Consider the following 9,725-nt stretch of genomic DNA (forward strand, 5'->3'; position numbering starts at 1 on the left):
TCCCCTCCTGGTCCCTTTTATTAGACTTCTACGCCCATTTCTTTTGCTTTAGCCACAACTTCTTCGATGCGTCCAACAAGTCGGAATGCATCTTCAGGAAGGTGGTCGTATTTGCCTTCAAGGATTGCCTTGAAGCCTTGTACAGTTTCAGCAACCGGCACGTACGAACCTTTTTGGCCCGTGAATTGCTCGGCAACGTGGAAGTTTTGTGACAGGAAGAACTGAACACGACGCGCGCGATCAACGATCTGCTTGTCATCTTCACTCAACTCATCCATACCTAAGATTGCGATGATGTCTTGAAGTTCACGGTAACGCTGCAACGTTTGTTGTACTTGTGTTGCGATGTCATAGTGTTCTCTACCTACGATATCCGCACTAAGAGCACGTGATGTCGAAGCAAGTGGATCCACCGCTGGATAGATACCCATCTCAGATAGTTTACGCTCAAGGTTCGTCGTTGCGTCAAGGTGAGCAAACGTCGTAGCAGGAGCTGGATCTGTATAGTCATCGGCAGGTACATAGATCGCTTGGATCGATGTAACAGAGCCTTTGTTAGTTGAAGTGATACGCTCTTGAAGCTGACCCATTTCAGTCGCCAATGTCGGCTGGTAACCAACCGCAGATGGCATACGACCGAGCAAGGCAGAAACTTCAGAACCGGCTTGTGTGAAACGGTAGATGTTATCGATGAAGAGCAGAACGTCAGCGCCCTGTTCGTCACGGAAGTGTTCAGCCATTGTCAAACCAGTCAAGGCAACACGCATACGCGCACCAGGTGGCTCGTTCATTTGACCGAAGACCATTGCCGTTTTCTTAATAACGCCTGAGTCTGTCATTTCATAGTACAAGTCGTTACCTTCACGAGTACGCTCTCCAACACCAGCGAATACCGAGATACCGCCGTGTTCTTGTGCGATGTTGTTGATCAATTCCTGGATAAGTACAGTTTTACCTACACCTGCACCACCGAAGAGACCGATCTTACCACCCTTGATATAAGGAGCAAGTAAGTCAACAACTTTAATACCCGTTTCAAGAATTTCTACTTTTGTAGAAAGGAATTCAAATGATGGTGCTTCACGGTGAATCGGATCACGCTGGACGTCTGCCGCTAGTGGCGTTCCAAGGTCGATTTCCTCACCGAGTACGTTGAATACTCGTCCGAGTGTAACGTCTCCAACAGGTACTGAGATTGGCGCGCCCATATCTGTTACTTCTTCGCCGCGTCTCAAACCGTCTGTAGAGGACATTGCAATCGTACGTACAGAATCGTCTCCAAGGTGCAAGGCCACTTCAAGTGTGAGCGTTTCCGCTTCAGCACCTGGGCGATTGATTTGGACTTTCAGGGAGTTGTAGATCTGTGGAAGTTGTCCATCCGCAAAGCGAACGTCAACAACCGGACCCATTACCTGAAGAATTTGTCCTTTACTCATGCTTTTCCCTCCTGTCGTACTGGTACGTTCGTTTTCGTTACGCCTATTCGAGCGCTGCAACGCCGGCAACGATTTCCGTAATTTCCTGGGTAATCGCAGCTTGGCGGGCACGGTTGAATATGAGCGTCAAGTCATCTATCAAATCAGTAGCATTATCTGTAGCAGTCTTCATCGCAGTCATACTGGAAGCATGTTCGCTTGCTTTCCCGTCTAGGACCGCTCCGAAAATGAGGCTCTCCGCGTATTGCGGCAATAAGGATTCAAGAATCACTTCCGCAGAAGGTTCGAATTCATAAGATGAGCTCACTCCAGACGGTTCTAGATCAGTAAGCGGAAGCAATTTTCGTTCCGTCGCTTCATTGGAGATGGCGGAGACGAAATGGTTGTAATAAAGGTACAACTCATCGTAATTGCCTTCCGTGAACATGCCAACAGCTTTATTCGCGATGTTTTTTATCTCTTCGAACGAAGGGTGATCCGTAACACCTACAAGACTCTCTTCCACTTCGAAACCAAGACGGTTAAAGAATTCAGTTCCTTTACTTCCGATTACGAAGAGCACGACTTCATCTTTTGATGCGTGGCGTGCTTCAATTGCGCGTTTCGCTTTACGTAGAATGTGGGCGTTATATCCTCCAACAAGTCCACGGTCAGATGTGACGATGATATATCCCGTCTTCTTGACTGGGCGAGTTACGAGCATCGGGTGTCCAGAGTTTTGAGTGACAGAAGCGATAGATCCGACCACTTCTTCAATTTTGTCCATGTACGGTACGAATTTCTTCGCGTTTGCTTCCGCACGGCTCAATTTTGAAGCAGAGACCATTTGCATCGCTTTCGTGATCTTACGTGTACTCTTCGTCGATTTAATGCGCTGTTCTACCTCGCGTAATGAGGCCATTGGCTATTCACCACCTTTTAGTTTTAGTCCCGTAATCCGTTACTTAACTTATTGTCCAGAAACCGCAAAGTTCTTTTTGAACTCATTGATCGCTGCTGCAAATACGTCATCTGCAGGAAGACCTTTCGTAGTACGGATTGTTTCCAATACGTCAGTGTGGTTACTTTCAAGCCAAATCGTGATTTCACTTTCAAAGCGAAGAACATCTTTAACTGGGATATCATCAAGGAATCCACGAGTTAGTGCGTAAAGAATTACGACTTGGTGTTCAACCTTAACCGGTTTGTTCAAATCTTGTTTCAAGACTTCAACAGTACGGTGTCCACGGTCAAGTTTCGCTTTAGTTGCAGGGTCAAGAGATGATCCAAACGCAGAGAACGCTTCAAGTTCACGGAACGCAGCAAGGTCAAGACGCAGTGTACCTGCAACCTTTTTCATTGCTTTGATCTGTGCAGATCCACCTACACGGGATACGGAAAGTCCAGCGTTGATCGCTGGGCGTACGCCTGAGAAGAATAGATCGGACTGAAGGAAAATCTGACCATCTGTGATGGAGATTACGTTCGTCGGAATGTATGCAGAGATATCGCCTGCTTGTGTTTCAACGAATGGCAATGCTGTGATTGATCCGCCACCTAGGGAGTCGTTCAATTTCGCAGCACGTTCGAGTAAACGAGAGTGTAAGTAGAATACATCTCCTGGGTATGCTTCGCGACCTGGAGGACGGCGTAGCAACAACGAAAGCTCACGGTATGCAGCAGCTTGTTTAGAAAGATCATCATAGACGATCAAAACGTGCTTGCCTTGGAACATGAACTCTTCACCCATAGTAATACCTGCATAAGGAGCAAGGTAAAGAAGTGGTGATGGTTGTGATGCAGAAGCAGTTACAACGATTGTGTAGTCAAGCGCGCCGTTTTCACGAAGCGTTTCAACAACACCACGAACTGTAGATTCCTTCTGACCAATTGCTACATAAATACAAATCATATCCTGATCTGCTTGGTTAAGAATTGTATCGATCGCTACAGTAGTTTTACCTGTTTGGCGGTCACCGATGATCAATTCACGTTGTCCACGACCGATTGGTACAAGTGCGTCAATCGCTTTGATACCTGTCTGAAGTGGCTCATCAACCGATTTACGAGCCATAACGCCTTGCGCTGGGCTTTCGATCGGACGAGTTTTTGTTGTGTTAATCGGACCTAGTCCATCCACTGGTTGTCCAAGTGAATTGACGACGCGTCCAATCAATGCTTCTCCAACTGGAACTTCCATGATACGGCCTGTACGACGTACTTCATCGCCTTCTTTGATGTCTTTGTATGGTCCAAGGATAACGATACCTACGTTGTTCGCTTCCAAGTTTTGCGCCATACCAAGTACACCTGTGGAGAACTCAAGGAGTTCGCCGGCCATGACATTGTCGAGACCATGAGCACGGGCGATACCGTCACCTACTGCGAGAACAGTACCTACTTCGCTAACTTCCATCTCAGACTGATAGCCTGCAATCTGCTGCTTAATCAGTGTGCTGATTTCTTCAGCTTTAATGCCCATGTATGTCACCCCTCATCTTTCAAGATTTTAACCGATCAACGTACGCTCTAATTTAGCAAGCTTGTTGCTAATACTGCTGTCGAAGATTCGGTTTCCGATCTGAAGGCGGATGCCTCCGATCAATTTTGGTTCAATAATTGTTTGAATCTGAAGCGACTGTTTGCCAACTTTGTGAGCAAATGCGCTGGAAATTGCTGTTTCTTCCTGTTCAGTTAGTGGACGGATTGCATAGACTGTCGCTTCCGCAACACCGGATGCATCGTTTGCTAACTGGTGGAAGTCTTCGAGAACGTTGCTAAGTTCATCCATACGATCTGCATCAAGCATTACGTATAGTGCATTGAGTAATAACTCTTGCGCACCTGGCAGAATGTTAGCAATCAATTCCCGTTTTTTGATCAATGACAGTTGTGGTAAGCTCATAAGTTCCCCGAAGCCATTGTTGTCGTTAAGCGCTGCTTGGAGCTCCCGAACGTCAGTATGAACTGCGAGTAATACGCCTTGTTCCTGAGCTGCTTTGAACAGCCCAGTAGCATAACGTTCCGCTACGATAGAACGGCTCATCGGCCTTCCCCTGCCTTCACAATCGTTTCTTCGATCAATGCGCGGTTATCCTCCTCGGATACTTCTTTGCCGAGTACTTTAGACGCTGCCATGATAGAAAGAGAAACGAATTCTTCGCGGACAGCCGCGATTGCTTTTTCTTTCTCTGTTGCGATTTCAAGCGCTGCGTTGTCTTTCATACGACCCACTTCTGCGCGTGTCGTTTGAATGAGTTCCTCACGCTGTGCTTCGCCTTGCTTTTTCGCGTTTTCAACGATTGACTGCGCGTTTGCATGTGCTTCTTTTAAAAGAGCGCGTTGCTCTTCCAACAATTTTTGTGAGTCTAGACGGCTTTGTTCTGCCGCTTCGATTTCGTTTGCAATCATTTCAGCACGCTGATCCATGATCCCCATCAATGGGCCCCATGCGAATTTCTTCAAAAGAAGCATGAGAAGTGTGAAGAATACTACTGTTGCAATGATATCACCTAAGTTCAGCCGTTGGTTCAGGCTGGATAAGAATCCTGAGTCAGCATTGCTTGACAAAAGGACGAAGGTATCCAAAAACACGATTGTTTCACTCCCTTCAAAAACTTACGTTTGTTGCACAAACGTTTTGGTTAGAATGATTGGTTCCGAACGCAAAATGCGCTCGATATCCGCTGACATAAACGAATGGCGAAGGATAAATCTTTTTCCATTCTTCGCCATTGTTTAACGTTCTTATAAAGTGGTTAGATAATAGAAGGAGTCATACAGGCTGGCAAGACCGCGTGGCAGCCCAGGCCCTATCCGTTTCATTAACTACCTGAATTGAATCTGTGTAAATTACTTGTTCATAACGATGAAAGCGATAACTGTAGCGATGATTGGCAAAGCCTCAACCAATGCAACACCGATGAACATTGTTGTTTGAAGAACGCCACGTGCTTCTGGTTGGCGAGCAATCCCCTCAACTGTTTTTGAAACGATCAATCCGTTACCGATACCAGCGCCGAGTGCGCCAAGACCAACTGCGATAGCTGCTGCTAATAGACCCATTTTATTTCCTCCTAGTATTGTTTAGTTTGGTAGTGCGAGTTCACCCGCAAGCGGGTTTTATGTTTAGTGGTCTGTTGTCACTTTGTGTGACATGTAAACCATCGTCAACATAACGAAGATGAATGCTTGGATTGCCCCGATGAAAATCGAGAACCCTTGCCAAGCGAGTGCAGGAAGAATTGCTCCGATGAATCCACCAAAGCTGCCGGCTGCAAGTGTTGCGAGAAGTCCAATCAAGATCTCCCCAGCAAAGATGTTACCGTAAAGACGAAGACCGAGTGTCAACGTATTTGCGAATTCCTCAATGACCTTCAGTGGTGCCAGGAATGGCATTGGCTGAATGTACGTTTTGAAGTATCCTTTAATACCGAGCATCTTTACCCCATAATAATGCGTCAAGATAACAACAGTTGCCGCCAACGTCATTGCAATGACTGGATCGGCTGTCGGTGATTTCCACCACAACTTATGATCCCATTGGATAGAGAATGGCAGACCAAGCATATTGGCAACAAACACGAACATAATAAGCGTGATGCCGAGTACGTGGAAACGGCCGCCTGTTTTCCAGTCCATGTTGTTTTTAATAATCCCCTTGACGAAGTCCATGATCCATTCCATGAAGTTCTGCATACCCGTAGGTTTCATCTGCATTCTCCGTGTTGAAAGAACTGCAATGATGAAAACGATGAGACACGTGACGAAAAGCATCATAATGTTAGCAGGGTTGAAGCTTATACCGAAGAGGACAAGTTCCGGATTTTCATGTTCCACGTTTCGTTCACCTCCCTTTTGTGATCAGTTTAAGAATGATGCTTCACATGATAAAATATCCTATCGACCAACAATAGGGCATATGGAATCATCAAACCAATCACAGTACTGATCAGATTGAAGTTTTCTGGCATCGACATCGCGATGGCGGCCGCAGCCACTCCGGAAGCGAAACGCAATCCCGAACCGAGCGAAACCTTTTTGCCCTGATCCAGTTTCTTGTCGAATTGTTCCATTCTACGGATAAGTATCCAAAAATTATACAATCCGAAGATTAATCCTAGCAAAAGACCAGCAAAAATCTCCTTCGCTCCCGTAAAGGCCCAGCCTAATATCAGCAATGCGAGCAAAAAAAATAGAGCTCTCTTTTGCCTTGCGAAAATTTCCTGCATTGTCTGCATGGTAGGTGAGTCTCCTATTACGATAAGTTTAGTTAGAAACTGAAACGTTCGACTTTCGTTTTACAAGTCGAACAACGAGCGGGTTCGCAGGTTGGTACGCATTGGCTTGTCCGAGATGTACGGCAACCACTTACTGATCAGATGTCTCGGGTAGACCGGGACTAAGAATGGTAAGAAAAGTGCCGCCTGCTTGGCATTCACCAGGACACGTTGTCCAACGTATCGCACAGATGCCCATATTTCCTAAGTGCGATAGGCTACGAGTGATGATAGAACTTAGCCAAAAAAATCAAGCGGTTTCAGCTGATTTATCTATGTATAAACCCTATCATTATTACCCTCTGTAAGCATACAATAGCGATATTTTGATGTCAATTGATTCCCGTGAAATTCTTCACAAACTAAAGGCACTGTCAAACAATCGTCACACTTTCATAGTAAATCGTTGTATTTCTGAAAATTAGGGAATTCCCTTAGTAGCTTCCTTTAAAAAGTGACTGGCTCACAGGTTTTATTTCTGAATCAGATTGCCGTTTTCCTTAGGGATTGAATATACATTTCCCTAAAAGAGATCAATCGGTTGACCTATCCATTAGTAAATCCCCCCAATTTTATAGCAAGACTCTTATCAGTAAAGAGTAGCTAAAAGACTTTGTTTTTAGTGCTAACTCTATAGAGTGTGGCAGTTAGGTAGAATTTTTATACTCGGTCAATCAAATAAAGCAGAGGCGTGTATGCCTCTGCTTTTCATGTGACCTTTTCGATTAGTTGTTTTGTTCGTTCAGATATTTCTTCAAAGCTTCTACAATTCGTTCAGATGCATGTCCGTCTCCATAAGGATTGGACGCTTTTGCCATAGACTCGTATGCAGTTTGATCAGACAGAAGTTCGTCTGCCAACTTGAAGATTGTATCTTCGTCGGTTCCTGCTAATTTGAGTGTTCCTGCGTCGATCCCTTCTGGGCGTTCTGTTGTATCACGAAGGACGATGACAGGTTTGCCGAGAGAAGGGGCTTCTTCTTGGATGCCGCCTGAATCGGTTAGGATAATATGTGAACGAGCTGCAAAGTTATGGAAATCCACAACTTCAAGTGGTTCAATCAAATGAATCCGATCGTTATTCCCAAGCAATTCATCCGCAACTTCACGCACCGCTGGGTTCATGTGAACTGGATAGATTACTTGAATGTCATCGTGTTTTTCGAGTAGGCGATTAATGGCGCGGAACATGTTGCGCATTGGGTCCCCTAAGTTTTCACGACGGTGAGCTGTTAGCAAGACAAGTCGGTCATCACCGAGCTTCTCAAAAATCGGATGCGTATACGTGTCATCGACAGTTGTGTGCAACGCATCGATTGCTGTATTCCCTGTGATGTAGATTCGGTCTTCAGGCTTCCCTTCGTTAATAAGGTTCTGAGCCGATTTCTCCGTTGGTGAGAAATGAAGGTCTGCAAGGACGCCCGTCAGCTGACGGTTCATCTCTTCCGGATATGGAGAGTACTTGTCCCATGTACGAAGACCAGCTTCGACGTGTCCGACTGCAATTTTGTTATAAAATGCCGCGAGACTGCCAACGAATGTTGTTGCTGTGTCACCGTGTACAAGTACGATATCCGGTTGTGCTTCTTTCATGATCCCATCAAGCCCTTCGAGTCCACGTGTTGCGACGTCGATAAGAGTTTGACGATCTTTCATAATGTTAAGATCAAAATCAGGTTTGATGCCGAATGTTTTCAGCACTTGGTCCAACATTTCACGGTGCTGCGCAGTTACAGTTACGATTGATTCAATATCTTCTTCATGCTTCTGCAATTCGAGAACGAGTGGAGCCATTTTAATAGCTTCCGGACGCGTTCCGAAGATCGTCATTACTTTCCATTTGCGTTTCAAAGTGTTCACGCCTTCCCCAATTATTTGGTTCCGAACAAACGGTCCCCAGCATCGCCGAGTCCTGGTACGATGTAGCCATGATCGTTGAGTTTTTCATCAAGTGCTGCGATGTAAACGTCCACGTCAGGGTGTGCATCTGTAAATACTTTTACGCCTTCAGGAGCCGCAATGAGACACATGAATTTAATGTGCTTCGCTCCACGTTTTTTCAATGAGTTGACAGCTTCTACTGCTGTTCCCCCTGTAGCAAGCATCGGGTCGACGACAATCAATTCACGTTCCGATACGTCAGACGGCAACTTCACGAAATACTCGTGTGGTTGAAGAGTTTCCGGATCGCGGAATAATCCGACGTGACCAACTCTTGCTGCTGGGATTAGTTTTAGAATTCCATCTACCATACCAATACCTGCACGTAAAATCGGTACGATTCCGAGTTTCTTCCCTGCAAGTACGTTCGATTTCGCCATGCAAACCGGCGTTTCAACGTCTACTTCCTGGAGGGGGAGCTCTCGTGTGATTTCAAAAGCCATCAATGTTGCAACTTCGTCTACGAGTTCGCGGAATTCTTTTGTTCCTGTGTTTACGTCGCGGATGAATGTAAGTTTGTGCTGAATGAGCGGGTGATCGAATACGTGTACTTTAGCCATTAAAATCGCTCCTTTTACTTTGTCCAATACAGTATAACAGAATGATGGCGTGAACGGTTGTCTAGCGTGAAGTTTGGAATTTCCGGAACATTTACACGGTTATATCGTGCCGATTCCGCGTTGTAAATCACATGGTTCGGATTGTACGACACTCGTCATTGGTTCTCGATCACAAAGTGCACTTTACCAATCAAATCTTTGCATTTCTTCTTCACCTAGCAGAATTTCTCGATAACGAGACACAGTTTAACTGCGTTAAGGGAGTTATTGGTAGCGCTTCGCTTGTTTTAGGATGGGCTACTTCGGCTGGCATGTGGAAATCGGCAATATGACGGCGGATATCGGCAGTTTCGCGAGGTGAATCGGCACCTCCAGAGTAAGAATCGGCACTATCTCTTGAAGTATCGGCAACATGGAAGAATTAATCGGCATCGAGACACAATTCAACCGCGTTAAGGGAGTTATTGGTAGCGCTTCGCTTGTTTTAGGATGAGCTACTTCGGCTGGCATGTGGAAATCGGCAATATGACG

General features: G+C 45.7%; 11 protein-coding genes. All 11 read right to left on the reverse strand.

Annotation, left to right across the window (positions count from 1 at the left end; genetic code table 11):
* Positions 1-20 precede the first annotated feature (20 nt).
* On the reverse strand, positions 21-1,436 hold the full coding sequence (gene atpD / locus RL70_RS00815; RefSeq protein ID WP_039041538.1) for a F0F1 ATP synthase subunit beta: 1,416 nt from the start codon (positions 1,434-1,436) through the stop codon (positions 21-23).
* A 43-nt stretch (positions 1,437-1,479) separates the two neighbouring features.
* Positions 1,480-2,337: an ATP synthase F1 subunit gamma gene (atpG, locus tag RL70_RS00820; protein ID WP_039041539.1), complete on the reverse strand. Its 858-nt coding sequence runs from the start codon at positions 2,335-2,337 to the stop codon at positions 1,480-1,482.
* 48 nt (positions 2,338-2,385) lie between these two features.
* Entirely contained in the window at positions 2,386-3,897 is a 1,512-nt protein-coding gene (atpA, locus tag RL70_RS00825) for a F0F1 ATP synthase subunit alpha (protein ID WP_039041540.1), read from the reverse strand.
* Between the two features lie 27 nt (positions 3,898-3,924).
* Positions 3,925-4,461: a F0F1 ATP synthase subunit delta gene (locus RL70_RS00830; protein WP_025785599.1), complete on the reverse strand. Its 537-nt coding sequence runs from the start codon at positions 4,459-4,461 to the stop codon at positions 3,925-3,927.
* Positions 4,458-5,009, reverse strand: a complete 552-nt coding sequence (gene atpF, locus RL70_RS00835) for a F0F1 ATP synthase subunit B (protein WP_082003270.1) — start codon at positions 5,007-5,009, stop codon at positions 4,458-4,460. Before atpF ends, RL70_RS00830 begins: the two co-directional genes overlap by 4 nt.
* A 258-nt stretch (positions 5,010-5,267) precedes the next feature.
* On the reverse strand, positions 5,268-5,480 hold the full coding sequence (gene atpE / locus RL70_RS00840; protein ID WP_029053447.1) for a F0F1 ATP synthase subunit C: 213 nt from the start codon (positions 5,478-5,480) through the stop codon (positions 5,268-5,270).
* A gap of 63 nt (positions 5,481-5,543) precedes the next feature.
* Complete coding sequence (gene atpB / locus RL70_RS00845; protein ID WP_039041541.1) at positions 5,544-6,254, reverse strand: F0F1 ATP synthase subunit A; 711 nt, start codon at positions 6,252-6,254, stop codon at positions 5,544-5,546.
* Positions 6,255-6,283: 29 nt separating this feature from the next.
* Positions 6,284-6,655, reverse strand: a complete 372-nt coding sequence (locus RL70_RS00850) for an ATP synthase subunit I (RefSeq protein WP_039041542.1) — start codon at positions 6,653-6,655, stop codon at positions 6,284-6,286.
* Between the two features lie 764 nt (positions 6,656-7,419).
* On the reverse strand, positions 7,420-8,523 hold the full coding sequence (gene wecB / locus RL70_RS00855; protein ID WP_039041553.1) for a non-hydrolyzing UDP-N-acetylglucosamine 2-epimerase: 1,104 nt from the start codon (positions 8,521-8,523) through the stop codon (positions 7,420-7,422).
* A gap of 41 nt (positions 8,524-8,564) precedes the next feature.
* On the reverse strand, positions 8,565-9,194 hold the full coding sequence (gene upp / locus RL70_RS00860; protein WP_025785593.1) for a uracil phosphoribosyltransferase: 630 nt from the start codon (positions 9,192-9,194) through the stop codon (positions 8,565-8,567).
* A gap of 297 nt (positions 9,195-9,491) precedes the next feature.
* Positions 9,492-9,725 (reverse strand): hypothetical protein (locus RL70_RS18115; RefSeq protein ID WP_231567209.1); only part of this gene is annotated, 234 nt, incomplete at its 5' end.

Source organism: Sporosarcina sp. ZBG7A, assembly GCF_000813425.1.
Lineage (GTDB): Bacteria > Bacillota > Bacilli > Bacillales_A > Planococcaceae > Sporosarcina.